Origin of the sequence: Pseudomonas sp. 102515 (genome assembly GCF_031085165.1) — a bacterium.
Lineage (GTDB): Bacteria > Pseudomonadota > Gammaproteobacteria > Pseudomonadales > Pseudomonadaceae > Chryseomonas.
Window position 1 is genome coordinate 242,878 of the sequence record NZ_JAVHTY010000004.1, and the last position, 24,465, is coordinate 267,342.

The window sequence follows — 24,465 nt, forward strand, 5'->3', positions numbered from 1 at the left end:
AGGATCATCCGCCGGCCCAGCCGCCGGTCCTGTGCCTTACAACACCGAGATCGGATAGTTGAGGATGATGCGGTTCTCGTCGAAGGAGCCACTGGCGCTGTAGTCGCGTCTCATGCTGGAGTTGCGCCAGCGGATCAGCAGCTTCTTCAGCGGACCGCTCTGCACCTCGTATTGCACCTCGGACTCACGACCCCATTCCTTGCCGTCGGTGATGCTGCCGGTGTGCACGTTGTCGCCGCTGATATAGCGATTCATCAGGGTCAGACCCGGCACGCCGAAGGCGGCGAAGTTGTGGTCGTAGCGCACCTGCCAGGAGCGCTCCCGAGCGTTGTCGTAGCTGGAGTTGTAGCTGTCGTTGGCCAGGGTGCCGCCGCTGGTGCCGTTGACCCTCATCCAGGCGCTGTCGCCGCTGACGCGCTGCAGGCCGACATAGAAGGTGCCGCCGCCCTGCTTGGCCGAGAGCAGCGCATAGGCGGTGCGGTTGTCCAGGGCACCGGCGCGGGCCGAGCCGTCGTCGTCGCCGATGAAATAGCCGAGGTTGGCGCCCAGGGTCCAGCTGCCCACCGGCTGGTAGTGGATCAGGTTGATGAACTTCTGGTTGTAGATGTCTTCGAGCTGGGCGTACCAGAGGCCGATCTGGGTGCGCTTCTCGTTGAACTTGTATTCGCCGCCGACGAAGTTGAAGCGGTCGGAGGTGGCATTGGCGCGGCCCTGCATGAACATGTCTTCCATGCTGGCGTCGTTGCGCGGGCTGTTCTGGCGCATCTGCCCGCCCCAGAGTTCCAGGTTCTGGATCTCGGTGGAGTGGATCTGCGCGCCCTGGAAGGTCTGCGGCAGCGAGCGGCCGTCGTCGGACCTGAGGATCGGCAGCACGGCGAACCACTCGCCGACCTTGATATCGGTCTTGGACACCTTGGCCTTGGCGGCCACCGCCAGGCGGCCGAAATCCTTGGCCGGTTCGTTGCCGGCATGGGTCGGCAGCAGCTGGGTGCCGTAGGTGCCGGCGCCACCGTCGAGCTTGACCGAATAGAGGCCCAGGGCATCGATGCCGAAGCCCACCGGCCCCTGGGTGTAGCCGGAGGTCAGGCCGAAGATGAAGCTCTGGGTCCATTCCTCGGCCTTGTTCTGCGCGGTATAGGCCGGATCGACGAAGTTGCGATTGAAGTAGAAGTTGCGCAGGTTGAGAGTGGCCTTGGTGCCTTCGATGAAGCCGTCCGCGGCCCACAGCGGCGTGGTGCTGGCCAGGGCGGCGAAGGCGGCGCAGGCACGGGCGAGCCGGCCGGAAGCGAGTCGAGTGCTCATGGTGTTCCTTGTTCTTGTAGGTAAGGGGTGCCCTGCCGGCACGGGGGCGGCATCTGACGAGGGCGGGTAGGGCGGTGGCGCGGGTACGTACGGCTAGGAGGGTGCAGGCGACATGAGGGATTCCTTTCTTATTTGAATTATCGGAAAGCTATGGGCGAAGCATTCGGCCGAGTAGTTATATGACAACGTATGTCTTACGGCAAGGCTACCAAGGTCGCAAGGTGGAGCCCTCGCCAGGCGAGGGCTCGTGAAGGTCAGACGCTGGCCTTGAGGCTGTCCTGACGGGCCGTGTCGTAGGAGTCCTTGTCCATCTGCACGGCGCCCGGCTTGCCCAGGTCGCTCATGGGCACCCGGTAGGTTTCCGGCGACAGGTAGGCCGCCAGGGCCGACAGGCAGGTCACGCCGAAGGCCAGGCCACCGACCACCAGCCAGATGTTGTCGGTACCGGGCGGGGCGACCAGGGTGAACAGCGCCGGCAGCATGGCGGTGAACATGGTGCCGATGTTCTGGGCGATGGCCATGGCCGAGACGCGATAGCGGGTCTGGAACTGCTCCGGGTAGAAGCTCGGGAAGACCGCGTTGTAGCCCTGGTAGACCACGCCCCACATCAGCAGCGACATGAGGAAGGCCAGCGGCAGGTTGTGGATGCTGATGGCATAGAGGTAACCGAAGGCCAGCAGGCCCGAACCCAGGGCTCCGCCGATCATGGTCGGCCGCCGCCCGATGCGGTCGGAGAGGTTACCGACGAAGGGGATCACCAGCACCGCGACGATGTTGCCCACCACCGGTATCCACAGGTAGACGCTCTTGTCGAAGCCGATGCCGTAGGCCGGCTGCACCGCGTAGGCGGCGCCGAAGATGGTGGCGACCACCGGGATGACGTTCATCAGCGCCATCAGCGCGACCAGGATCATGGCCTTCCAGCTGGTGGTCAGGGCTTCGCCGATGGGCGAGCGTCTGGCCACGGTGGCGGTGCCGGTCTTGGCTTCTTCCTTGACGAAGGCGGGCGTCTCATGGACTTCGCGGCGGATGATGAAACCGGCCAGGAGGACGAAGGCACTGAGCAGGAAGGGGATGCGCCAGCCCCAGCTGTTGAAGGCATCGGCGGGCATGAAGTAGGCCAGCGGCAGGAAGATCGCCGCGGCCAGCACCTGGCCGGCCTGGACGCCCTGCAGGGTAAAGCTCGCATAGTAGCCACGCCGCCCGAAGGGCGCGTGTTCGAGCACCATGGAGCTGGCCCCGGAGATCTCGCCGGCCACGGCGAAGCCCTGGATCAGGCGCAGCACCACCAGCAGGATGGGTGCGAGGATGCCGATCTGGTGGTAGGTGGGCAGCAGGCCAACGGCCATGGTCGCGATGCCCATGAGGAACATGCACAGCAGCAGGACGTTCTTGCGGCCGCGGGTGTCACCCCAGTGACCGAGCACGAAGGCGCCGACCGGCCGCGCCAGATAGCCCACGCCGTAGGTGGCGAGGGAGGCGACGATGGCCATCTTGGGGTCGGTGGCGGGGAAGAAGATCTGCGGAAAGATCAGCGCCGCCGCCTGGGCATAGATGAAGAAGTCGTAGTATTCCAGTGCCGAGCCGATCCAGCCGCTGGCGGTGGCTTTCTTGGCTTGGGAGCCGGGGGTAGGGGAGGCGGTATTGGCCATGGTTGTCTCCGGAATTTTATTGTCAGGCCAGGAGGGTTTCAGCGCCGCGCACGAACGCGCTCGGGCCGCGGGAGCCGAAGATCGGAAGGACAGGGGACCTAGCCTGGCCGTCGCCGACTGAACGCGGTGGGGCTGCAGACGAGACGGGGGGCGCAGGATAACGTGGATAGCTGGGGCATGGACGCACACTCTTGTTTGTCTTGTTATGGTCGACGCGGCGGAAGCGACGAGCGCTGGGCTCTGCGATCCATAGTGCGAGGCGCTACTGGGGCTGGTCAATTCGCCGGATGCCCAACTGTTCGATCAGCGAACAGAAACTAACCGGTTCGTACATAATCCATTGTTGGGTCGCCGGGCGCCACGAATAATCGGCACCAGACCCTACAGATCCGCGTCACCCCGCCCGGCGCAGCCCGCGGAGTGGCCGTTCAACACAGGAGCACCGGCATGCAGCGTTCCATCGCGACCGTATCCATCAGCGGCACCCTGACCGAAAAGCTCGAGGCCATCGCCGCGGCGGGCTTCGACGGTGTGGAGATCTTCGAGAACGACCTGCTGTATTCCGGCGCCAGTCCGCGCGAGATCCGCCAGCGCGCCCAGGACCTGGGGCTGGCGATCACCCTGTTCCAGCCGTTCCGCGACTTCGAGGGCAATCGCCGCGAGCGCCTGCAGCGCAATCTCGACCGCGCCGAGCGCAAGTTCGACCTCATGCAGGAACTGGGCACCGACCTCATCCTGGTGTGCAGCAACACCGCCGCCGACAGCCTCGGCGACGAGCGCCTGATCGCCGACGACCTGCAGCTGCTGGCCGAACGCGCCGCCCGGCGCGACCTGCGCATCGGCTACGAAGCCCTCGCCTGGGGGCGCCACGTCAACACCTGGCAGCAGGTCTGGCGCCTGGTGAAGGCGGTCGATCATCCCAATCTCGGCGTGCTGCTCGACAGCTTCCATACCCTGTCCATCGGTGGCGATCCGGCGGGCATCGCGCAGATCCCGGGGGAAAAGATCTTTTTCGTGCAGATGGCCGATGCGCCGCTGCTGCAGATGGACGTGCTGGAGTGGAGTCGGCATTTCCGCTGCTTCCCGGGGCAGGGCGAATTCGACCTGGCCGGTTTCCTCGCGCCTATCCTGCAGACCGGCTACCAGGGCCCGCTGTCGCTGGAGATCTTCAACGACGGCTTCCGCGCCGCCCAGACCCGCGCCACCGCCGCCGATGGCCTGAGATCCCTGCTCTACCTGGAGGAGCAGACCGCGGTGCGGCTACAGCGTGAGAAGACCCCGGTGGCGGCGCCGCTGTTCGCCCCGCCCGAGGCACCGCGCCTGGAAGGTACCGAGTTCCTCGAATTCGCCGTGGACGACGGCCATGGCGCCGAACTGGCGCGCTGGTTGGGCAAGCTGGGCTTCGCCCAGGCCGGCCGGCATCGCTCCAAGAACGTCACCCTGCTGCGCCAGGGCGAGATCAACCTGGTGCTCAACGCCGAACCCTATTCCTTCGGCCACAACTTCTTCGAGGCCCACGGCCCCTCGCTGTGCGCCATGGCGCTGCGCGTGCCGGACAGCCAGGCCGCCCTGGAGCGCGCCCAGCAGTACCGGGCGCAACCCTATCGCGGTCTGGTCGGCCCCAACGAGCGGGAGATCCCGGCGGTGCGGGCGCCCGATGGCAGCCTGATCTATCTCGCCGATCGCGGCGTGGATGGCCGCAGTCTCTATGACACCGACTTCGATGTCGGCGCCGGCGCCAGCGGGGGCCTCGGCCTGACCCACGTCGACCATGTGGCCATCGCCCTGCCGGCCGATGCCCTGGACAGCTGGGTGCTGTTCTACAAGAGCCTGTTCGATTTCAGCGCCGACGACGAGGTGGTGGTCCCGGACCCCTATGGCCTGGTCAAGAGTCGCGCCTTGAAGAATCGCGAGAGCAGCGTGCGCCTGGCGCTGAACATCTCGGAGAATCGCAATACCGCCATCGCCCGGGCGCTGTCCAGCTATCGCGGCTCGGGGGTGCACCACATCGCCTTCGCCTGCCAGGACATCTTCCTGGCGGTGGAACAGGCCAAGGCCGCCGGGGTGCCCCTGCTGGAGATCCCGATGAACTACTACGACGACCTGGGGGCGCGCTTCGATTTCGACGACGACTTCCTCAGTCGCCTGGCCTACTACAACGTGCTGTACGACCGTGACGCCCAGGGCGGCGAGCTGTTCCACGTCTACACCGAGTCCTTCGCCGACCGCTTCTTCTTCGAAATCCTCCAGCGCAAGGATTACAGTGGCTACGGCGCCGCCAACAGCCCGGTCCGCCTGGCGGCCATGCTGCAGGCCCGCCAGGGTCGCCCGGCGCCCCTGGAATTCTGAGCCAGGCGGGCACCCAGGGGTGCCCGCGCCTCTCCTCCGACAAGAGTCAGCCCGATGCAGGACACCCCGGCGCTCGCGCCCACGCTCCGTACCCCGCGCAAGAACAATCCCGAGAAGACCCGCCAGGCCATCCTCGCCGCCGCCGTGGCCGAGTTCGCCGACCTGGGCCTGAGCGGCGCGCGGGTGGACGCCATCGCCGAGCGCACTCACACCTCCAAGCGGATGATTTACTACTACTTTGGCAGCAAGGAGCAGCTCTACCTGACGGTGCTGGAAAAGCTCTACAGCGACGTGCGCGGCAACGAGGCCGAATTGCCGCTGGACCGCCTGCCGCCGCTGGAGGCGATCCGCACCCTGGCGGAATTCCTCTTCGAGCATCACCGCAGCCACGATGATTTCATCCGCGTGGTGAGCATCGAGAACATCCACCGGGGTCGTCACCTGGCCCAGTCCGAGACCATCTCCAGCCTCAACTCCTCGGCGTTGGAGGCCCTGCGCCGCATCCTCGCCCGCGGCGAAGCCAGCGGCGAGATCCGCAGTGGGCTGGATGCGGTGGACGTGCACCTGCTGATGTGCTCGTTCTGCTTCTACCGCGTGTCCAACCGCCACACCTTCGGCCGCATCCACGACATCGACATGGAAGAGCCGGCCGTGCTGCGCCGGCACAAGACCATGATCAGCGATGCGATGGTGCGCTACCTGCAGCCGTAGGGCGTCTGCAACCCTCTCCCAACAGGAGGGGCGTTTGACCGATGCTTTCGGTTGCCGGCATAGATTCGTAGGATGGAAAAACGCGTAGGTTGGGTTGGGGCAGCTTCATCGTCGAAGCCCAACGCTGCTGGATGTCCGGCGTTGGGCTTCGCTGCGCTCAACCCAACCTACGGAGCTATCGACCGTTCGCGCCCAACCGTCCCCTCTCCCTTGGGGAGAAGGCCGGGGTGAGGGCGAACCCAGGCACTCCAACCAAAACCCTCAGAGCACCGGCATCCCGCCTGTCACCGGCAACATGGCGCCGGAGATATAGCTCGCCTCATCGGACGCCAGCAGCACATAGGCCGGCGCCAGCTCCACCGGCTGGCCGGCGCGACCCAAGGGCGTGCTGCTACCGAATTGCTCGGGCTCGTCCGGCTTCATGGTGCTGACGATCAGTGGCGTCCAGATCGGGCCGGGGGCCACGCTGTTGGCGCGGATGCCCTTGTCACCGAGCAGCTGCGCCAGGCCTGCGGTGAAGTTGGCGATGGCACCCTTGGTGGCCGAGTAGGCCAGCAGGGTCGGCGGGGCGATGTCGGCGTTGATCGAGGCGGTATTGATGATGGAGCCGCCGCGTGGCATGTGCTGCAGGGCTGCCTGGGTGATGCGGAACATGGCATGGATGTTCACGTTGAAGGTGTGCACCCATTCTTCGTCGGGAATCTCGTCGAGGCTGTCGCGTACCTGCTGGAAGGCGGCGTTGTTGACCAGTACGTCGATGCGGCCAAAGGCTTCGATGGTCTTCTGCACCACGTCCAGACAGGTCTGGCGCTCGGCCAGATCGCCCGGTAGCAGCACGGCCTGGCGCCCGGCTTCGGTGACCAGGCGGGCGGTCTCCTGCGCATCCTCGTGCTCGTCCAGGTAGGCGATGGCGACATCGGCGCCCTCCCGGGCGAAGGCGATGGCCACGGCACGACCGATGCCGCTGTCGGCGCCGGTGATCAGGGTCTTCTTGCCCGCCAGGCGACCCGAGCCGCGGTAGGTCTCGGCGCCACTGTCGGGCTGGGGCTCCATGCGTGCTTCGGAGCCGGGAAACGTCTGGGGTTGGGGTTTCAGTGGGGGCTTGGGATGTTCGCTCACGAGAAGGCTCCGAATGCGGAAAAAGAAGGGCGCCCCGGCACGTGCCGGGGCGCGCGAGGCATTTAGAGGATCGGCTTGCCGCCGGTGACGGCGATGCGCGCGCCCGAGGTGTAGCTGGATTCATCCGAGGCTAGCATCACGTAGACCGGCGCCAGCTCCACCGGCTGGCCGGGACGGCCCAGCGGGGTATTGCCGCCGAATTCCTTGACCTGCTCCGGCGGCATGGTGGCGGGGATCAGGGGGGTCCAGATGGGGCCGGGAGCCACGCTGTTGGCGCGGATACCCTTCTCGCCGAGCAGCTGAGCCAGGCCCGCGGTGAAGTTGGCGATGGCCCCCTTGGTGGTGGCATAGGCCAGCAGCGTCGGCCGCGGCATGTCCGAGTTCACCGAGGTGGTGTTGATGATGGAGGCACCCTGGCCCATGTGCTTTATCGCGGCCTGGGTGATGCGAAACATGGCGGTGATGTTCACATCGAAGGTGTAGACCCACTCGTCGTCGGGAATCTCCTCGAGGGTTTCGTGGGTCATCTGGAAGGCGGCGTTGTTGACCAGCACATCGATGCGGCCAAAGGCGGCCACGGTCTCGTCCACCACCGCCAGGCACTGCTCGCGCTTGGACAGGCAGCCAGGCAGCAGTAGGGCCTCGCGGCCGGCTTCGCGCACCAGGCGGGCGGTGTCCTCGGCGTCTTCGTGTTCGTTCAGGTAGCTGATGGCGACATCGGCGCCCTCGCGGGCGAAGGCGATGGCCACGGCGCGGCCGATGCCACTGTCACCACCGGTGATCAGGGCCTTCTTGCCGGTCAGGCGGCCAGAGCCCTTGTAGCTCTGTTCACCGCAGTCCGGCACCGGATTCATGCGTGATTGCAGGCCGGGAACCTCCTGCTGCTGTTCCGGCATCGGGGCTTTGGGGAAATCGGTCATGGGAGAATCCTCGTCGCGGTAACTTTTGCGGGCCTGTCAGTACCGACAGGCCACAAGCGGCGAGGGTTCGAGGCCCGGGACGGGCGGTGTACCGGCGCTAGCGGGGTGCCGATTCGGCCCAGCGCGGTGGCACCGTGGGTTGCCAGGCGGCGAGGGCGTCTAGCAGGGCGGTTGGCGAAGCCTCCACCTGCAGCATCGCGCGGTGCGGCGCGGCGACGAAGCCCTGGGTGACCAGGTGATCGAGGAAGCCCTCCAGTTGGGCATAGAAGCCATCGACCTCCAGGAGGCCCATGGGCTTGGCGTGATAGCCGAGCTGACCCCAGGTCCAGACCTCGAAGAGTTCCTCCAGGGTGCCCAGGCCGCCGGGGAGGGCGACGAAGGCATCGGCCAGCTCCGCCATCCGCGCCTTGCGCGCATGCATGCCGTCGACCACTTCCAGCCGGGTACAGCCGGTATGGCCCAGCTCGGCGGTCTTGAGACTCTGGGGAATGATGCCGATGACTTCGCCACCGGCGGCCAGGGCGGCATCGGCGACCACGCCCATCAGGCCGACCTTGCCGCCCCCATAGACCAGGGTGAGGCCGCGCTCGGCGAGGGTACGCCCGAGGTGCGCGGCCGCTTCGGCGAAGACAGGCGAGGCACCGGGCTTGGCGCCACAGAAGACACAGACGGTTTTCAGCGACATGGGGACTCCTAGGCAGGCAAAGCGCCTAGCCTAGCCGCCCGCTCCGCCGGAGCAAAGCACCCTCATCGCGCGAGGGAAGCCGCTTCCGGCGCATTGCCACTGGCGGCCTGGGCATAGTTGGCGAACAACTCGTGCAGCAGGGCGGTAAGGGTCATGGCGGGCGTCCTTGGCTGGCGGATGATGGAGGGATAGTACCCAGAGGTAAGGCCCGGCGACCTGGCAAAGGTTTCGATGGAGGCGATAGAGCGAAGCCGTTCCCTTGCCATGGCCGCTGGAACCCGCCACCCTCGCATCGGTCTGACTGGCGACTTTCACGCATCCGGAGGGTTCATGAAATCCACGCTTTTTGCCGCCGCACTGTTCGCCCTGGGAAGTACCGGCGCCTGGGCCGCCGACCGCTGTACCACCCAGATCGAAGCCGGCGACCAGATGACCTACAGCCGCGCCTCGATCCAGGTCCCGGCCTCGTGCAAGACCTTTACCGTCGAACTGATCCACAACGGCAGCCTGCCCAAGAACGTCATGGGCCACAACTGGGTGCTGACCCGTTCCACCGATGCCTCGGCCGTCGACGCCGCCGGCATGGATGCGGGCGAAGACAAGGGCTACCTGCCCGAGGGCGACGAACGCATCATCGCCCATACCCGCATGCTGGGTGGTGGCGAGAAGGACTCCGTGACCTTCGATACCGGGGCCCTGGAAGCGGGCAAGGAATACAGCTTCTTCTGTTCCTTCCCAGGCCATTTCGGCTCCATGCGGGGCGTGTTGCAGCGGGGTTGAGGGGGAAGGTTGGGTTGTGGCGATCGACCGTCGCAATCCGACCTCTTGAGCAGGAGACGCCTGTAGGTTGGGTTGAGCGTTAGCGAAGCTCAACGGCTTTGAAGTTGGTTGCCCTAGCTGTTTACCGGCATTGCTGCTGCCCCTATTTCGCCTGGCCGGCGACTCACTTTTCTTTGCTTGCGGATCGCCGCCCGGTGCAAAGAAAAGTAAGCAAAAGAAAGCACACCCCACGTTTCGGCCCTCCGCTGCGCTCCGGGTGCCCTCGCTCCGGCGCCGTGGCGGGGGCACGGCACGAAGGGGCTTCCTGACCCTCGTGCCTTGCTCGGCGTCCTGCCTTGCAACCCCCGCCACGACACCGAAACTCGGCCTCACTGACGGGGACGAGGTGCCAGCCTGAAGCTGTAGTGTTTGGATATTCGTAGCGTGGAAAACCGCGCAGCGTTTTCCGCTGGTGCGTAACGCCGATCCTTGTGGACAAGGCTTCGCCGTTGTCCACGCTACGGATTACGAACTCTTCGTACTTCTTCAACCAACACTTTCAGGCTGGCGAATCGCCCCGTTCAGGAGGGCGAACGCCAGTGTCGTGGAGTGGGTCGAGCCGCATGGATGCGGCGAGAGGCCTAACGGGCCATGGACGGCCCGTGTAGGCCGACCCCGGAGCGGTGCTGGCGTGAGCGAACCCGGAGCGAAGCGTAGGGCCGTATGGTGGGGCAAGCGTTTTTGGTTACTTTTGCCGCGACTGGCAAAAGTGACTCGCCTGGCTGGGCGAAACCAAAATCATCAGGGCATTCGATAAGAAGCTGGGCACCGATATGAAGATCAACCCTAACACCGTTGGGCTTCGCTCCCGCTCAACCCAACCTACCGATGCCAGTCCTCAACCCTTCGCCAATTCCTTCTCGATGGCCGCCACCAGCCGCGGATCATCCGCCGTCACATCCGGCGCGAAGCGCCCCACCACCTCGCCATTGCGTCCGATCAGGAATTTCTCGAAGTTCCACAGCACCTCGGGCTTGGGATTGGGGCTGCCGCCGCGGCTCAGCATGCGCTCGCGGAAGGGGCCGTCGCCGGTGGCCTCGGGCTGCGCCTGGGTCAGTTCCGCATAGAGCGGATGCTGGTCTTCACCCACCACGCTGAGCTTGGCGAACAGCGGGAATTGCACGCCATAGGTGAGGGTGCAGAATTCCTTGATCTCGGCATCGCTGCCGGGCTCCTGCTGCTTGAAGTCGTTGGCGGGAAAGCCGAGCACTTCCAGGCCGCGCTCGCGCTGGGCCTCGTAGAGGCGTTCCAGGCCCTCGTACTGGCTGGTGAGGCCGCACTTGGAGGCGACGTTCACCACCAGCAGCACCTTGCCCAGGTAGCGCTCCAGGGTCAGGGTTTCGCCGTCGATGGATTGCAGCGGGAGTTTCATCAGGGTCGCGGTCATGGTCGGCTTCCTCGGGGAGAAGGTGCCAGCCTAGCGCAAAAACGCCGCCCGGGTGGGCGGCGCCTGTCGGTCGAGCGGGACTCAGCGCTTGAGCTTGACCACGTCGCCGGAAACGGTGGTGGTGTAGCCGTTCAGGACATAGGCCCAGAACCAGTTTTCCTGCACCTGGGCGTTGATCAGGGCATCGCCGCCACGGGATTTGATGGCGGCCTGCTGGGCGCGCACGAAGCGGTCGTTCTGCTGGACCGGGATGAAGCCTAGGATCATGAGGCCGGTGGCCTTGCCTTCGCCATGACCGACGACGGTGTACTGCGACGGATCCAGGTTCTGCGTCTTCATCGCGGTGCCGGTGCAGCCGGCGACGGCGGCGGCGAGGGCGAAAGAGGCGGCGAGCTTGGCGAAACGTTGCATGGGGTGACTCCTTTTCTGGTGGGCAGCGTCGGGCATCGTTTCCCGACGGGGCGCACTCTAGCAGCGCAAGGCGCCAGGGAAATACCGTTCGCCCCGGCGATAGGACCGCTCCTCCCAAGGTCCCAGGGTTATCAGGTGATAGCGCCTCGATCTAAGCCCGGGCGCTGCGAGCTGCTACCATCGCCCGCCTCTCGCCCGGCGGCCGCGCCGGGCGCCGTTTTGGAGACCTCGTGTGAATCTGCCTCTCGTCCTGAACCTCGTCGCCTTCGCCGTGCTGCTCGGCCTGCTGGCGCGAACCCGCAACACCGGCTGGAGCCTGGCCGTGCGCGTCTTCATCGGCCTCGCCCTGGGCGTGGCCTTCGGCCTGGTGCTGCAACTCCTCTACGGGCATGACGCCCCGGTGCTCAAGACCTCCATTGGCTGGTTCAACCTGGTCGGCAACGGCTATGTGCAACTGCTGCAGATGAGCATCATGCCGCTGGTGTTCGCCTCCATCCTGGCGGCCGTGGCGCGGCTGCGCGAAGCGTCCTCCATGGGACGCATCAGCCTGCTGACGCTGGGCACCCTGTTGTTCACCACCGCCATCGCCGCCCTGGTCGGGGTGCTGGTCACCTGGCTGTTCGGCCTGAGCGCCGAAGACCTGGTGCAAGGCGCCCAGGAAACCGCGCGCCTGACCGCCCTGCAGAACAGCTATGTCGGCAAGGTGGCGGACCTGTCGGTGCCGCAGCTGCTGCTGTCCTTCATTCCGAAGAATCCCTTCGCCGATCTTGCCGGCGCCAATCCCACCTCCATCATCAGCGTGGTGATCTTCGCCGCCTTCCTCGGCGTCGCCGCCTTGCGCCTGCAGCGTGACGATCCGGTTCGCGGCGAGAAGGTGCTGGCCGGCATCGACGTGCTCCAGGCCTGGGTGATGAAGCTGGTGCGCCTGCTGCTGCAACTCACCCCCTATGGCGTGCTGGCGCTGATGACCAAGATGGTGGCCACCGCCAGCCCCCAGGACGTGCTCAAGCTGGGCACCTTCCTGATCGCCTCCTACCTGGGCCTGGGCATCCTCTTCGGCGTGCACGCGCTGCTGCTGACCCTGAGCGGCCTGTCGCCAGCGCGCTTCTTTCCCAAGGTCTGGCCGGTGCTGAGCTTCGCCTTCACCAGCCGCTCCAGCGCGGCGACCATCCCGCTGAGCATCGAGGCCCAGACCGAGCGCCTCGGCGTGCCGCCGGCCATCGCCAGCTTCGCCGCCTCCTTCGGTGCCACCATCGGCCAGAACGGCTGCGCCGGGCTCTATCCGGCCATGCTGGCGGTGATGGTCGCCCCGACCCTGGGCATCGATCCCTTCGATCCTCTGTGGATCGCCACCCTGGTCGGCATCGTCACCCTGAGTTCGGCGGGTGTCGCCGGTGTGGGCGGCGGCGCCACCTTCGCCGCCCTGATCGTGCTGCCGGCCCTCGGCCTGCCGGTCACCCTGGTGGCGCTGCTGGTGTCCATCGAGCCGCTGATCGACATGGGCCGTACCGCCCTCAACGTCAACGGCTCCATGACCGCCGGCACCCTGACCGCGCGCTGGATGGGCCAGCTGGACAAGGCCACCTACGACCGCAACGACCGCGCCGAAGCCCCGGCCGCACCGATCAGTCGCGGCTGAGCGGCGGAGGGCTTTGCGTAGGTTGGGTCGAGCGAAAGCGAAGCCCAACAGGCACGATCTATCCAAAGGCACCAGAAAAGGCTCTAGAATGCGCCTTTTCCTTCACCAAGGACGGTGATCTTGGACGATCGACGCAGCCGCGCCGCGGGCGGCATCTTCTTTTTCACGCTCAATCTCAACGACCGCTCGGCCACCCTGCTCGTCGACCATATCGGATCGCTCAGGCAGGCCATGCGCGAGGTGAAGGTCCGGCATCCCTTCGATATCCTCGCCATGGTGGTCCTCCCCGATCACCTGCACGCGCTCTGGCGCCTGCCGGACGACGATGGTGACTATCCGCTGCGTTGGAGCCTGATCAAGGCAGGCTTCTCCCGTCAGTTACCGCCGTTGCAGACGGTGAATCTGTCGCGGCGACTGAAACGCGAACGCGGCGTTTGGCAAGGACGCTATTGGGAGCACCGGATCCGCGACGAGCGGGATCTGCAGCGACATTTCGATTACATCCACTTCAACCCGGTGAGGCACGGCCATGCGCGTAGGGCGGTGGAGTGGCCCTATTCGTCCATCCATCGCTATGTGCGAGCGGGCGTCCTGCCGGCCGATTGGGCAGGACAGCGCGATGAGGAGTGGGCGGTGGGCGAGCGGTGAGGGTTGGTCGTGTTGGACTTCGCTGCGCTCAGCGCCAACCTACGCGGTGCAACCCTCCACGCCGTGCCCAAGCAACGTCGGGCACCCGTAGGTGGGGTCGAGCGTAGCGCAGCCCAACATTCCCTGTGCCTCGTCAGAACAGGCCCGCTAGAAAAGGAAATACCGCTGCGCCATCGGCAGCACCTCGGCCGGTTCGCACCAGAGCAGCTGGCCGTCGGCCCTGACCTGGTAGTTCTGCGGATCGACCTCGATGGTCGGCAGATAGTCGTTGTGGATGAGGTCGCTCTTCTGTGCGGTGCGGCAGCCTTTCACCACCCCGATACGCTTCTTCAGCCCCAGTTGTTCGGGCACCCCCGCCTCGAAGGCGGCCTGGCTGATGAAGGTCAGGCTGGTGTCGTGGAGCATGCCGGCGTAGCTGCCGAACATGGGGCGGTAGTGCACCGGTTGCGGGGTGGGGATGGAGGCGTTGGCGTCACCCATCAGACTGGCGGCGATGGCGCCGCCCTTGAGGATCAGGGTCGGCTTGACGCCGAAGAAGGCCGGACGCCAGAGCACCAGGTCGGCGAACTTGCCCACCTCGATAGAGCCCACCTCATGGCTGATGCCATGGGTGATGGCCGGGTTGATGGTGTACTTGGCGATGTAGCGCTTGACCCGGAAGTTGTCGTTGCCGGCGCCGTCCTCGGGCAGCGGGCCGCGTTGCTTCTTCATCTTGTCGGCGGTCTGCCAGGTGCGGGTGATGACCTCGCCGACACGGCCCATGGCCTGGCTGTCGGAGCTGATCATGGCGAAGGCGCCGAGGTCGTGGAGGATGTCCTCGGCGGCGATGGTCTCGCGGCGAATGCGACTCTCGGCGAAGGCCACGTCCTCGGCGATGCTCGGGTCCAGGTGGTGGCAGACCATGAGCATGTCCAGGTGCTCGTCGATGGTGTTCTTGGTGAAGGGCCGCGTCGGGTTGGTGGAGCTGGGCAGCACGTTGGGGAAGCCGCAGGCCTTGATGATGTCCGGCGCGTGGCCGCCCCCGGCGCCCTCGGTGTGGTAGGTGTGGATGGTGCGACCCTTGAAGGCGCCCAGGGTGGTCTCGACGAAGCCGGATTCGTTGAGGGTGTCGGTGTGGATGGCCACCTGGATGTCGAAGCGATCGGCCACCGCCAGGCAGTTGTCGATGGCGGCGGGGGTGGTGCCCCAGTCCTCGTGGAGTTTCAAGCCGATGGCGCCGGCGCGTACCTGCTCTTCCAGCGGCCCGGGCAGGCTGGCGTTGCCCTTGCCGGTGAAGCCGATGTTCATGGGAAAGGCGTCGGCCGCCTTGAGCATCTGCGCCATGTGCCAGGGACCCGGGGTCACGGTGGTGGCATAGGTGCCGGTGGCCGGGCCGGTGCCGCCGCCGATCATGGTGGTGGTGCCGCTCATCAGCGCCTCTTCGATCTGCTGCGGGCAGATGAAGTGGATGTGGGAGTCGATGCCACCGGCGGTGAGGATCATGCCCTCGCCGGCGATGACCTCGGTGGCGGCGCCGATGGGTACGCTGACGTCGGGCTGGATGTCCGGGTTGCCGGCCTTGCCGATGGCGTGGATGCGGCCCTGCTTGAGGCCGACATCGGCCTTGACGATGCCCCAGTGGTCGACGATCAGCGCATTGGTGATGACGGTGTCGACCACCTCGGCCGCCAGCAGCTGGCTCTGGCCCATGCCGTCGCGGATGACCTTGCCGCCCCCGAATTTCACTTCTTCGCCGTAGACGGTGTGGTCCTGCTCGACCTCGATCCAGAGATCGGTATCGGCCAGGCGCACCCGGTCGCCGGTGGTGGGGCCGAACATGTCGGCATAGGCTTGGCGGGAGATTTTCATAGGTGTGAATCCCGAATGGAGATGGTCCGGTTTGCCCTCACTCCGACCCTCTTGCGGAGGGAGAGGGGGAAGAGCGGGTGGCAGGGTGTCTGTTCTTGACCCCCTCTCCCCTTGGGAGGGGGTTGGGTGAGGGCGCGCGTAAAAGGCGAAGAGCCCGAGTGCCCCTACAACCTGCCCATCACCCGCCCGGCGAAGCCGTAGACGGTGCGCAGGCCAGCCAGCTCGACCAGTTCCACCTCGCGACTCTGCCCTGGTTCGAAGCGCACGGCGGTGCCGGCGGCGATGTTCAGGCGCATGCCGCGGGCCAGTGCACGGTCGAACAGCAGGGCGTCGTTGGTCTCGTGGAAATGGTAGTGGGAGCCCACCTGGATCGGCCGGTCGCCGCTGTTGGCGACGGTCAGGCTCAAGGTGCGGCGGCCGGCATTGAGTTCGATGTCGCCGTCCTGGATCTGGTATTCGCCGGGGATCATGGGCGCTGCTCCAGCATCAGTTGCATGAAGGTGAGGTCCAGCCAGCGACCGAACTTGATGCCGACCTGGGGCATCTGCCCGGTGGTGATGAAGCCCAGTCGTTCGTGCAGGCGGATGGAGGCCTGGTTGCCACTTTCGATGGCGGCCACCATCACGTGCTTGTCGCAGGCGCGGGCGCGTTCGATGAGCACCGTCATCAGCCGCGGGCCGATGCCCTGGCCGCGCTGGTCGGGGTGGATATAGACCGAGTGCTCGACGGTGTGGCGAAAGCCCTCGAAGGGCCGCCAGTCGCCGAAGGAGGCGTAGCCCACCACCGTGCCTATGGCATTTTCGGCGACCAGGATCGGGTAGCCCTGGGTAGCACGCAGGTCGAACCAGGCCTGGCGGTTGGCCAGGTCCACGGGGGTCTCGTTCCAGATCGCCGTGGTGTTGCTGACGGCGTCGTTGTAGATGTGCAGCACGGCCGGCAGGTCGGCAGGGATGGCGTCGCGGACGATCAGGCTCATGGCGGCCTCCCTAGGCGATCGGCTGGTGGACGGTGACGAGCTTGGTCCCGTCGGGGAAGGTGGCTTCCACCTGGATCTCCGGGATCATCTCCGGGACGCCTTCCATCACCTGGTCGCGGGTCAGCAGGGTGGTGCCGTAGTGCATCAGCTCGGCGACGGTGCGACCGTCACGGGCGCCTTCGAGCAGGGCGGCGGAGATCAGCGCCATGGCTTCCGGGTAGTTGAGCTTCACCCCACGCGCCAGGCGGCGTTCGGCCACCAGGCCGGCGGTGAAGATGAGCAGCTTGTCTTTTTCGCGGGGCGTCAGGTCCATGGGTGTTCCGGTTGGCAGGTTCGGTCAAGGAAGGTCGATCATCGCGGTCGTGGGCCGCGCCTACAAGAGTGTGTCGCGGCCTCAGGTGCTCCAGATCCGCGGTGGCACGGCGGCACGGCCGAGCAGGGCCGGGCGCAGCAGGCGCCAGACCTCGATCAGCCAGGCGCGCGCCTGCAGCGATTCGGCGGCCAGGCAGCGGGCGACCACCAGGCCGGGCAGCTGGGTCAGGTCGCCGCGGACCGGCAGGTCGAGTTCGCGGCAACGCGCCAGGGTGTCGGCGTCCAGGGTGCCGGTGATCAGCAGGGTGGCGAACACCGGCTGACCGGCGAGGCCGATGGGCGAGTCCAGCAAGCGATCCGCGCCGACCAGGCGCTGGCGCTCGTGCCACAGTGGCGTGCCGTCGCGACGGATGTCCAGGTGCGCCTGGAACAGGCCTTCGGTGAAGCGCTCGGCACTGGCCGGGCGGCCCAGGGCGACGATGTCCCAGTAGCAGAGGCGGGCATCGCCTGCCAGGTCGATGCGGGTGGCCAGATGGGCCTGGGCGCCGGAGAAGACGATGGTCTCCTGGGGCAGCCACTCCAGGGTGGCGCCAGCGGCCACGCCCAGCTCGATCTGCTGGTGCGCCGCGCTGTCGGCGCGGTACCACTTGGCCGCCCCGGGGCTGGTGAGCTGGGCCCAGGCGTTTTCGCCGACGCTGACGTCGATGTCCAGCCGATCGCCCCCGGCGATGCCACCTGGTGGATGGACGATGATGTGCTGGCAGACCTCGGGGCCTTCGGCGTGGAGGTGTTTCTGCACCCGTAACGGACCGAGATGGCGGCGGGTGGTCGGCCGGCTCCAGTCGCCCTGGCGGGCATAGGCCAGCTCCAGGCGCGCCAGCCAGGCGGGAGTGAAGAGGGCGGGGGGCAGGGCGGAGGTCATCGGGGGTGGTCGTTGTTCTGGTTGGGGCTGTTTGGGGAGGCCCTTGCAAGAATCTGACCGGGTGGGTGGTATCTGTGAGGCGGGGGCGCTCTAGAGACCCTGTTTCGCCTGACCAGCGTCTTACTTTTGCCAGTTGGGTAGGTTGGCGCTGAGCGTAGCGAAGCCCACCGGGGCGGAGGTTGGCCTATATACCTTGGTTTTTCAGTGCTCTAGCTACTTATCGAGGTCTGTTGATGGTTTTGTTTCGCCCAGGTCGGCGAAATAAGAACCATCAAAGCACTCGATAATCAGCCAGTGCAGTGATAAGCCAAAACTCCAAGTGTTGGGCTTCGCTACGCTCAGCGCCAACCTACGTCAGCCGGCGTTCGGGGTGCGCTTCCCCAATCCGTTTTACGAAATTTCCCGCCACTGCCGCGGACTCACCTGGAACCACCGCCGAAACGCCCGCGAAAAGGCGCTCGTTTCCGAATAGCCCAGCAGCGGCGCCAGGTCGGTGACTGGCAGCCGCTGCCGCAGGTAGTGCTGCGCCAGGTCGCGGCGAACGCCCTCGACCAGCGCCGAGAAGCTCGCGCCCTGGTCGCGCAGGCGCCGTTGCAGCTGGCTGGTGGACAGGTCCAGGCGCTGGGCGATGGACTCCAGGCTGGGCTCGCCCAGGGGCAGCGCCAGGCGCACCGAGGCGCGGACTTCTTCGAGCAGTTCCATCTGCGGCAGGCGCTGGCCGAGTTGGCGGATGGCGTCCTGCACCACCAGCAGGAGCAGCGGATCGTGGTCGGGCATGGCGCGGCCGCGCAGGTCGGCCTTGGGCACCAGCATGGCGTTGCAGGGCTGGCCGAAGCTGACCGGGGCATCGAACAGCCGCCGGTGTTCGTGCCAGCCCTCGGGGCGCGGATGTTCGAATTGCACCGCGCGCGGCGCCCAGGTGGGGCCGAGCACATGGCGCAACAGGTTGAGCAGCATGCCCAGGGTCAGCTCGGCGTCCTGGCGGCGGGCGACGATGGCGCCGTGGCGCACCTGGTAGTCGAAGCGCCAGCAGTCACCGGCGTCCACCAGCTGGATCAGGGTGCTGTGCTGATGGAAGGGAAAGGCGGCGGCGAAGTTCTGCAGGGCCGCCTCGGCGGTCGGCGAGCAGAGCCCCACGTAGCCCAGCAGGCCGAGCCTCTGCGGCTTGAATTGCCCGCCGTAGTGCAGACCGAAATTGTCGCAGCCGGACTGGGCGGCGGCCTCTTCCAGGACCCGGCAGTAATTGCCCAGGCCCAGGCTCAGCGTGGGGTGCTGCAGCTGTTCGGGGTCGATGCCGGCGGTGCCGAAAATGCGATCGACGTCGCCGCCGTGGCTGGTGATGACGGCGTCCAGGCCACTGGCGGCGGCGGAGAGCACGCCGAGGTTGCGCGACGGTGAGGTCAGGGCGGCGAAGCCGGAGGCGGCCAGGGGCATGGTGCGGGTCCAGGGAGGGGATCGGCACGAATGAAGCAAAGGCTGTGCCCTGGGGTGGAAAGCCGTCCTCCACCAGGGTCGAAATACCGAAGGCTTCACGCTATTGGGTGCCTTGGCGTGCTTCATCGCGGGGCGGGCGGTCGGGTGCCGCACCAGGGTGGTGCGGTCTCGGGTAGCACCCTGGGAAGAGGGGTAACGCCGACTTGACCCGCGGTCACGGCGACCGTGCCGAGCGGTCAAGTCGGCGCGGCCCTGAGCTGTTTAAGCTCGAAAAGGCCGGGCATCGCGGGATCGCGGTGACCCATTCGGATCACGTCGCTACACGGGGAGTGGCCTGTCATGACCAACGAGAAACTCAAGCCGACCCTCGGCACCCTGCACCTCTGGGGCATCGCCGTGGGGCTGGTGATCTCCGGGGAATACTTCGGCTGGAGCTACGGCTGGGGCGTCGCCGGCACCCTGGGCTTCCTGATCACCGCGCTGGTGGTGGCGGTGATGTACACCTGCTTCATCTTCAGCTTCACCGAACTGACCACCGCCATTCCCCACGCCGGCGGGCCCTTCGCCTACAGCCGGCGGGCCTTCGGTCCCACGGGTGGCACCATCGCCGGCATCGCCACCCTGATCGAATTCGTCTTCGCGCCGCCGGCCATCGCCATGGCCATCGGCGCCTACCTCAACGTGCAGTTTCCCACCCTCGATCCCAAGCTCTGCGCGGTGGCGGCCTATTTCATCTTCATGACCCTGAACATCCTCGGGGTGAGCATCGCCGCCACCTTCGAACTGGTGGTCACGGTGCTGGCGGTGATCGAGCTCCTGATCTTCATGGGGGTGGTGGCGCCGGGCTTCAGCCTGACCAACTTCACCAGCGGCGGCTGGGCTGGCCAGGACCAGTTCTCCCTGGCCGCGGTGGGCGGCATGTTCGCCGCCATTCCCTTCGCCATCTGGTTCTTTCTCGCCATCGAGGGCGCGGCCATGGCCGCCGAGGAAGCCAAGGACCCCAAGCGGACCATACCCAAGGCCTACATCGCCGGCATCCTCACCCTGGTGACCCTGGCCATCGGCGTGATGATCTTCGCCGGCGGGGTGGGTGACTGGCGCGCCCTGTCCAACATCAACGACCCGCTGCCGCAGGCCATGAAGGGCGTGGTGGGCGAGGGTTCGGTGTGGCTGCACCTGCTGGTGGGCATCGGCCTGTTCGGTCTGGTGGCCAGCTTCCACGGCATCATCCTCGGCTATTCCCGGCAGTTCTTCGCCCTGGCTCGCGCCGGCTTCCTGCCCCGCGGCCTGGCCAAGCTGTCGCGCTTCCAGACCCCGCACCGGGCGGTGCTGGCGGGTGGCGTGGTGGGCATCGCCGCCATCTTCAGCGACGGCGTTATCAGCCTGCAGGGCCTGACCCTGACCGCCGCCATGATCACCATGAGCGTGTTCGGCGCCATCGTCATGTACATCATGAGCATGCTCAGTCTGTTCAAGCTGCGGCGCAGCGAGCCGAACCTGGAGCGCACCTTCCGCGCCCCCGGCTATCCGGTGGTGCCGGCCATCGCCCTGGTGCTGGCGGTGGTCTGCCTGATCGCCATGGTCTGGTACAACCCGGTGATCGCCAGTGTCTTCGTGGTGCTGATGGTGATAGGCGCGCTGGTCTGCGGTCTCAGCCGTAGACAGGGCGACATCGCTCCCGACGCCGCCTTCGGCGAGGCCTGAGCAGCGCAACCCGAGGAGGTAGCATGAGCGGTTTTGAGCACAGCGTGGGCGGCCAGACCTGGCGTTTCGCCGATCTCAAGGAACTGCTGGCCAAGGCCACCCCGGCGCGTTCCGGGGATGTCCTGGCCGGGGTCGCCGCCGGCAGCGACGTCGAGCGGGTGGCGGCGCAGATGGCGCTGGCCGAGGTGCCGCTCAAGCACTTCCTCAGCGAGGTGGTGATCCCCTACGAAGCCGACGAGGTCACCCGGCTGATCCTGGACAGTCACGATGCCCAGGCCTTCGCCCCGGTCGCCCATCTCACCGTGGGCGGCTTCCGCGACTGGCTGCTGGGTCCGGCGGCCGACGAGACCAGTCTTGCCGCCCTGGCGCCGGGGCTGACCCCGGAGATGGTCGCCGCGGTGTCCAAGATCATGCGTATCCAGGACCTGATCCTGGTGGCGCAGAAGGTCCGCGTGGTGACCCGCTTTCGCAACACCATCGGCCTGCGTGGACGGCTGTCGACCCGGCTGCAGCCCAATCACCCCACCGACGATCCGGCCGGCATCGCCGCCAGCGTCCTCGACGGCCTGCTCTATGGCAATGGCGATGCGGTGATCGGCATCAACCCGGCCACCGACAGCACCAGCGGCATCTGCGAACTGCTGAAGATGCTCGACGCCGTGATCCAGCGCTACGAGATTCCCACCCAGTCCTGCGTACTGACCCACGTCACCACCAGCATCGCCGCCATCGAGCGTGGTGCGCCGGTGGACCTGGTGTTCCAGTCCATCGCCGGCACCCAGGGCGCCAACGAGAGCTTCGGCATCAGCCTGGCGCTGCTGCAGGAAGGCTACGAAGCCGGGCTGTCGCAACGCCGTGGCACCCTGGGCGACAACCTCATGTATTTCGAGACGGGGCAGGGCAGTGCCCTCTCCGCAGGGGCCCACCATGGCGTCGACCAGCAGACCTGCGAGGTGCGCGCCTACGCCGTGGCGCGGAAATTCAAGCCGCTGCTGGTCAACACCGTGGTCGGCTTCATCGGCCCGGAGTACCTCTACAACGGCAAGCAGATCATCCGCGCCGGGCTGGAGGATCACTTCTGCGGCAAGCTGCTCGGCGTGCCCATGGGGTGCGACATCTGCTACACCAACCATGCCGAGGCCGACCAGGACGACATGGACATGCTGCTGACCCTGCTGGGCGCAGCGGGCATCAACTTCATCATGGGCATCCCTGGGTCGGACGACGTGATGCTCAACTACCAGACCACCTCCTTCCACGACGCCCTCTACGCCCGCCAGGTACTGGGCCTGCAACCGGCGCCGGAATTCGCCGCCTGGCTCGACCGCCTGGGCATCCTGCGCCTGGAGGATGGCCGCTTCCGCCTTGGCGAGGGCCTGCCGGCGCCGTTCCAGCGGGCGTTGGCGCAGGTTTGAATGGTTTTTCGCCGGTTGGGCTGAGCGTTAGCGAAGCCCAACCGGCCCGGCTCGGGCCTGTTGGGCTTCGACGGTGGTGCTGTCTCGACCCAACCTACGAAAGGGCCGAGTACCAGACCCAACCCTTGCTTGTCGGGCTTCGACGATGAAGCCGTCTCAACCCAACCTACCGAGGAGGTTGCCTTGAAAGACTCCGACACCGCCCGTCCCGACCCCTGGGCCGAATTGCGTCGCCTCACCCCGGCACGCATCGCCCTGGGCCGCGCGGGCACCAGCCTGCCGACTGCTGCGCAGCTTGATTTCCAGGCTGCCCATGCCCAGGCCCGCGATGCGGTGCACCTGGCGTTCGACCACCCGGCCTTGCGTGACGGCCTGGCTGCCCAGGGGCGCGAGACCCTGGTGCTCAAGAGCGCCGCGCCGGATCGCCATACCTATCTGCAGCGGCCGGACCTGGGGCGCAGGCTGTCGGAGGAGTCCGCCCGCGAACTCGCGGCCTATGCCGCCGAGCATCCCGAGGGCTTCGACGTCGCCGTGGTCATCGCTGACGGCCTCTCGGCCCTGGCGGTGCATCGCCATGCGCTACCTTTCCTGGAGCGGCTGGCCGACCAGGCCCAGGCCGACGGCTGGCGGTGGGCGCCGGTGACGCTGGTGGAGCAGGGGCGGGTGGCGGTGGGCGATGAAATCGGCGGGCTGCTCAAGGCGCGCCTGCTGGTGATGCTGATCGGCGAGCGCCCGGGCCTGAGTTCGCCCGACAGCCTCGGGCTCTACTTCACCTACGGTCCGCGCCCAGGGCTAAACGACGCCTATCGCAACTGCATCTCCAACGTGCGCCTGGAAGGGCTGGCCTATGGCCTGGCGGCGCACAAGCTGCTCTATCTGATGCGCGAGGCGGATCGCCGCAGGCTCTCTGGCGTGCAACTCAAGGACGAAGCCGAGGTGCCGCTGTTGGAGGGTGGGCAGGAGAACGCGCGAATCGGCAATTTCCTCACCGCGCCTTAGCATCGCTTTTTTAGAAAACTCGTCTAGTACAGTGGTTTCAAGCGATCTTCGCTCTCAATGATTACCCGTTGCGGCCGCTAAACTGGTTCATTGCGCTTCAGGAGCCGCTCTATGACCCTGTTACCGACTCGCATCGCTGCTCGTATGACGGTAGGTGCGCTCTTTCTGCTGGGGCTCACCGCGCTGGCCGTCTATGCCGTCATGGCACTGGGTGGCAAGCCGCAGCTGGTCGCCGCCGGGACCGCCGCGGCCGAGCAGTCCGCCACGGCCATCGCCCGCCAACTGGCCCTGCAGCTCGCGCGCATCGAAGGCACCGTCGACGCCATGGCCGGCCTCGCAGAGACCCTGCCGCACGACGCGGTCTTGGTGCAGGCCAGCCTGCCCCGGGTGATCGATGACAGCGGCAATCCGGCCATCGCCGGCGGCGGTCTCTGGCCCGAACCCAACGCCTTCACTCCTGGCGTGGCACGGCGCAGCTTCTTCTGGGCACGCAATGCCGCGGGCGGCCTGGACTACTCCGACGACTACAACGCCACCCAGGCGGCGCCTTACCAGCAGGAAGCTTGGTACAGCAGCGCCCGGGCGGCGCCGGCGGGCCGTTGTGTCTGGTCCGATGCCTACCAGGACCCGGTGAGCAAGGTCGCCATGACCACCTGCAGTGTGCCCTACCAGCAGTTGGGGCGCTTCGCCGGGGTGGCGACCATCGACCTCAAGCTCGACGGCCTCGCCGCCTTCCTGCAGAAGCAGGGCGGTGTCACCGGGGGCTATGCCTTCGCCATCGACCGCGTCGGCAACCTGTTATATTTCCCCGGCGCCAAAGCGGCCGAAGGGCTACCGACACTGGCTGACGTGGTCGCCAGCGACGCGCCGTTCAAGGCAGTGGCGGACGCCCTCAACCCGTCCGGTAAGCGGACCTTGCGCCTCGCCCACGACCCCCGGTTGAACAGCGCCGCCTACGTCGCTCTGGTGCCGATGGGCGCCACCGGTTGGCAGGTTGGGTTGGTCACGCCCGAAGCTCAGGTCACCGGACTCGCCACGCGCCTGACCAGCCAGATGCTGCTGTTGCTGTTGCCGCTCCTGGCGGTGCTGCTCGGTCTGGCCTGGTTCGCCGGCCGCCGGCTGCTGGCGCAGTTGGAAGAGACCACGCTGCAGATCGAGCGGCTTGGCCAGGAGGGCGCCAACGCTGCCGAGTTGGAGATCAGCCGCGCCGATG

General features: G+C 66.6%; 21 protein-coding genes and 1 pseudogene. 9 read left to right on the plus strand and 13 right to left on the minus strand.

All coding sequences use genetic code 11. From position 1 onward, the window contains the following. Positions 1–36 precede the first annotated feature (36 nt). A complete protein-coding gene (locus RCF34_RS16750) occupies positions 37–1,302 on the minus strand; it encodes an OprD family porin (RefSeq protein WP_308709180.1) in 1,266 nt (421 codons plus the stop codon). Positions 1,303–1,556: 254 nt separating this feature from the next. Then, positions 1,557–2,954 (minus strand): MFS transporter, encoded by a 1,398-nt coding sequence (locus tag RCF34_RS16755; RefSeq protein ID WP_308709181.1) that lies wholly within the window; start codon positions 2,952–2,954, stop codon positions 1,557–1,559. Between the two features lie 447 nt (positions 2,955–3,401). Here RCF34_RS16755 and quiC point away from each other — a divergent pair, with 447 nt between their 5' ends. Beyond that, the gene (gene quiC, locus RCF34_RS16760) at positions 3,402–5,303 is read left to right on the plus strand and encodes a 3-dehydroshikimate dehydratase QuiC (protein WP_308709182.1); all 1,902 of its coding nucleotides are present in this window, start codon (positions 3,402–3,404) and stop codon (positions 5,301–5,303) included. A gap of 54 nt (positions 5,304–5,357) precedes the next feature. Continuing rightward, positions 5,358–6,014, plus strand: coding sequence for a TetR/AcrR family transcriptional regulator (locus tag RCF34_RS16765; protein ID WP_308709183.1), 657 nt, complete (start codon positions 5,358–5,360; stop codon positions 6,012–6,014). 261 nt (positions 6,015–6,275) lie between these two features. Here RCF34_RS16765 and RCF34_RS16770 read toward each other — a convergent pair whose 3' ends face one another. The 3 genes from RCF34_RS16770 to RCF34_RS16780 all read right to left on the minus strand — a co-directional run bounded on the left by RCF34_RS16770 (position 6,276) and on the right by RCF34_RS16780 (position 8,738). Beyond that, a complete protein-coding gene (locus RCF34_RS16770) occupies positions 6,276–7,133 on the minus strand; it encodes a glucose 1-dehydrogenase (RefSeq protein ID WP_308709184.1) in 858 nt (285 codons plus the stop codon). 62 nt (positions 7,134–7,195) lie between these two features. After that, the gene (locus RCF34_RS16775; protein WP_308709185.1) at positions 7,196–8,053 is read right to left on the minus strand and encodes an SDR family oxidoreductase; all 858 of its coding nucleotides are present in this window, start codon (positions 8,051–8,053) and stop codon (positions 7,196–7,198) included. 97 nt (positions 8,054–8,150) lie between these two features. Further along, positions 8,151–8,738 (minus strand): TIGR00730 family Rossman fold protein, encoded by a 588-nt coding sequence (locus RCF34_RS16780; RefSeq protein ID WP_308709186.1) that lies wholly within the window; start codon positions 8,736–8,738, stop codon positions 8,151–8,153. Between the two features lie 330 nt (positions 8,739–9,068). Here RCF34_RS16780 and azu point away from each other — a divergent pair, with 330 nt between their 5' ends. Further along, positions 9,069–9,518, plus strand: a complete 450-nt coding sequence (gene azu / locus RCF34_RS16785) for an azurin (RefSeq protein WP_308709187.1) — start codon at positions 9,069–9,071, stop codon at positions 9,516–9,518. Between the two features lie 877 nt (positions 9,519–10,395). Here azu and RCF34_RS16790 read toward each other — a convergent pair. Together RCF34_RS16790 and RCF34_RS16795 are read right to left on the minus strand one after the other, a co-directional pair. Further along, positions 10,396–10,944, minus strand: coding sequence for a glutathione peroxidase (locus RCF34_RS16790; protein WP_308709188.1), 549 nt, complete (start codon positions 10,942–10,944; stop codon positions 10,396–10,398). A gap of 81 nt (positions 10,945–11,025) precedes the next feature. Next, on the minus strand, positions 11,026–11,355 hold the full coding sequence (locus RCF34_RS16795; RefSeq protein WP_007163001.1) for a hypothetical protein: 330 nt from the start codon (positions 11,353–11,355) through the stop codon (positions 11,026–11,028). Between the two features lie 232 nt (positions 11,356–11,587). Between RCF34_RS16795 and RCF34_RS16800 the strand changes: the two genes are divergently transcribed. Together RCF34_RS16800 and RCF34_RS16805 are read left to right on the plus strand one after the other, a co-directional pair. Next, positions 11,588–12,994, plus strand: a complete 1,407-nt coding sequence (locus RCF34_RS16800) for an L-cystine transporter (protein WP_308709189.1) — start codon at positions 11,588–11,590, stop codon at positions 12,992–12,994. A gap of 117 nt (positions 12,995–13,111) precedes the next feature. Further along, a complete protein-coding gene (locus tag RCF34_RS16805) occupies positions 13,112–13,642 on the plus strand; it encodes a transposase (protein ID WP_308709500.1) in 531 nt (176 codons plus the stop codon). 147 nt (positions 13,643–13,789) lie between these two features. Here RCF34_RS16805 and ureC read toward each other — a convergent pair whose 3' ends face one another. The 6 genes from ureC to RCF34_RS16835 all read right to left on the minus strand — a co-directional run bounded on the left by ureC (position 13,790) and on the right by RCF34_RS16835 (position 19,134). Then, positions 13,790–15,490, minus strand: a complete 1,701-nt coding sequence (ureC, locus tag RCF34_RS16810; RefSeq protein WP_308709190.1) for an urease subunit alpha — start codon at positions 15,488–15,490, stop codon at positions 13,790–13,792. A 164-nt stretch (positions 15,491–15,654) separates the two neighbouring features. Continuing rightward, a complete protein-coding gene (locus tag RCF34_RS16815; protein WP_308709191.1) occupies positions 15,655–15,960 on the minus strand; it encodes an urease subunit beta in 306 nt (101 codons plus the stop codon). Further along, positions 15,957–16,466, minus strand: a complete 510-nt coding sequence (locus RCF34_RS16820; protein WP_308709193.1) for an N-acetyltransferase family protein — start codon at positions 16,464–16,466, stop codon at positions 15,957–15,959. Before RCF34_RS16820 ends, RCF34_RS16815 begins: the two co-directional genes overlap by 4 nt. Positions 16,467–16,476: 10 nt before the next feature. Next, on the minus strand, positions 16,477–16,779 hold the full coding sequence (gene ureA / locus RCF34_RS16825) for an urease subunit gamma (RefSeq protein ID WP_007162996.1): 303 nt from the start codon (positions 16,777–16,779) through the stop codon (positions 16,477–16,479). Between the two features lie 81 nt (positions 16,780–16,860). Continuing rightward, a complete protein-coding gene (locus tag RCF34_RS16830; RefSeq protein ID WP_308709194.1) occupies positions 16,861–17,700 on the minus strand; it encodes an urease accessory protein UreD in 840 nt (279 codons plus the stop codon). 390 nt (positions 17,701–18,090) lie between these two features. Beyond that, positions 18,091–19,134, minus strand: coding sequence for an AraC family transcriptional regulator (locus tag RCF34_RS16835; RefSeq protein WP_308709195.1), 1,044 nt, complete (start codon positions 19,132–19,134; stop codon positions 18,091–18,093). Between the two features lie 339 nt (positions 19,135–19,473). On the opposite strand from RCF34_RS16835, the gene eat reads away from it, so the two are divergent. The 4 genes and pseudogenes from eat to RCF34_RS23150 all read left to right on the plus strand — a co-directional run. Then, positions 19,474–20,838, plus strand: coding sequence for an ethanolamine permease (gene eat, locus RCF34_RS16840; protein WP_308709196.1), 1,365 nt, complete (start codon positions 19,474–19,476; stop codon positions 20,836–20,838). A 23-nt stretch (positions 20,839–20,861) separates the two neighbouring features. Next, positions 20,862–22,253 carry an ethanolamine ammonia-lyase subunit EutB gene (locus tag RCF34_RS16845; protein ID WP_308709197.1) on the plus strand — a complete coding sequence of 464 codons (1,392 nt, stop codon included), beginning with the start codon at positions 20,862–20,864 and terminating at the stop codon, positions 22,251–22,253. A gap of 183 nt (positions 22,254–22,436) precedes the next feature. Beyond that, positions 22,437–23,252 (plus strand): ethanolamine ammonia-lyase subunit EutC, encoded by an 816-nt coding sequence (gene eutC / locus RCF34_RS16850; RefSeq protein WP_308709198.1) that lies wholly within the window; start codon positions 22,437–22,439, stop codon positions 23,250–23,252. A 201-nt stretch (positions 23,253–23,453) separates the two neighbouring features. Continuing rightward, positions 23,454–24,239 (plus strand): annotated as a pseudogene (locus tag RCF34_RS23150) (cache domain-containing protein); the annotation flags it as partial. Positions 24,240–24,465: the final 226 nt, after the last annotated feature.

Bases quoted from the DNA above. Each gene is read 5' to 3' on its own strand.
- RCF34_RS16750 (WP_308709180.1), bottom strand. From the start codon at position 1,302: ATGAGCACTCGACTCGCTTCCGGCCGGCTCGCCCGTGCCTGCGCCGCC.
- RCF34_RS16755 (WP_308709181.1), bottom strand. From the start codon at position 2,954: ATGGCCAATACCGCCTCCCCTACCCCCGGCTCCCAAGCCAAGAAAGCC.
- quiC (WP_308709182.1), top strand. From the start codon at position 3,402: ATGCAGCGTTCCATCGCGACCGTATCCATCAGCGGCACCCTGACCGAA.
- RCF34_RS16765 (WP_308709183.1), top strand. From the start codon at position 5,358: ATGCAGGACACCCCGGCGCTCGCGCCCACGCTCCGTACCCCGCGCAAG.
- RCF34_RS16775 (WP_308709185.1), bottom strand. From the start codon at position 8,053: ATGACCGATTTCCCCAAAGCCCCGATGCCGGAACAGCAGCAGGAGGTT.
- RCF34_RS16780 (WP_308709186.1), bottom strand. From the start codon at position 8,738: ATGTCGCTGAAAACCGTCTGTGTCTTCTGTGGCGCCAAGCCCGGTGCC.
- azu (WP_308709187.1), top strand. From the start codon at position 9,069: ATGAAATCCACGCTTTTTGCCGCCGCACTGTTCGCCCTGGGAAGTACC.
- RCF34_RS16790 (WP_308709188.1), bottom strand. From the start codon at position 10,944: ATGACCGCGACCCTGATGAAACTCCCGCTGCAATCCATCGACGGCGAA.
- RCF34_RS16795 (WP_007163001.1), bottom strand. From the start codon at position 11,355: ATGCAACGTTTCGCCAAGCTCGCCGCCTCTTTCGCCCTCGCCGCCGCC.
- ureC (WP_308709190.1), bottom strand. From the start codon at position 15,490: ATGAAAATCTCCCGCCAAGCCTATGCCGACATGTTCGGCCCCACCACC.
- RCF34_RS16815 (WP_308709191.1), bottom strand. From the start codon at position 15,960: ATGATCCCCGGCGAATACCAGATCCAGGACGGCGACATCGAACTCAAT.
- RCF34_RS16820 (WP_308709193.1), bottom strand. From the start codon at position 16,466: ATGAGCCTGATCGTCCGCGACGCCATCCCTGCCGACCTGCCGGCCGTG.
- ureA (WP_007162996.1), bottom strand. From the start codon at position 16,779: ATGGACCTGACGCCCCGCGAAAAAGACAAGCTGCTCATCTTCACCGCC.
- RCF34_RS16830 (WP_308709194.1), bottom strand. From the start codon at position 17,700: ATGACCTCCGCCCTGCCCCCCGCCCTCTTCACTCCCGCCTGGCTGGCG.
- RCF34_RS16835 (WP_308709195.1), bottom strand. From the start codon at position 19,134: ATGCCCCTGGCCGCCTCCGGCTTCGCCGCCCTGACCTCACCGTCGCGC.
- eat (WP_308709196.1), top strand. From the start codon at position 19,474: ATGACCAACGAGAAACTCAAGCCGACCCTCGGCACCCTGCACCTCTGG.
- RCF34_RS16845 (WP_308709197.1), top strand. From the start codon at position 20,862: ATGAGCGGTTTTGAGCACAGCGTGGGCGGCCAGACCTGGCGTTTCGCC.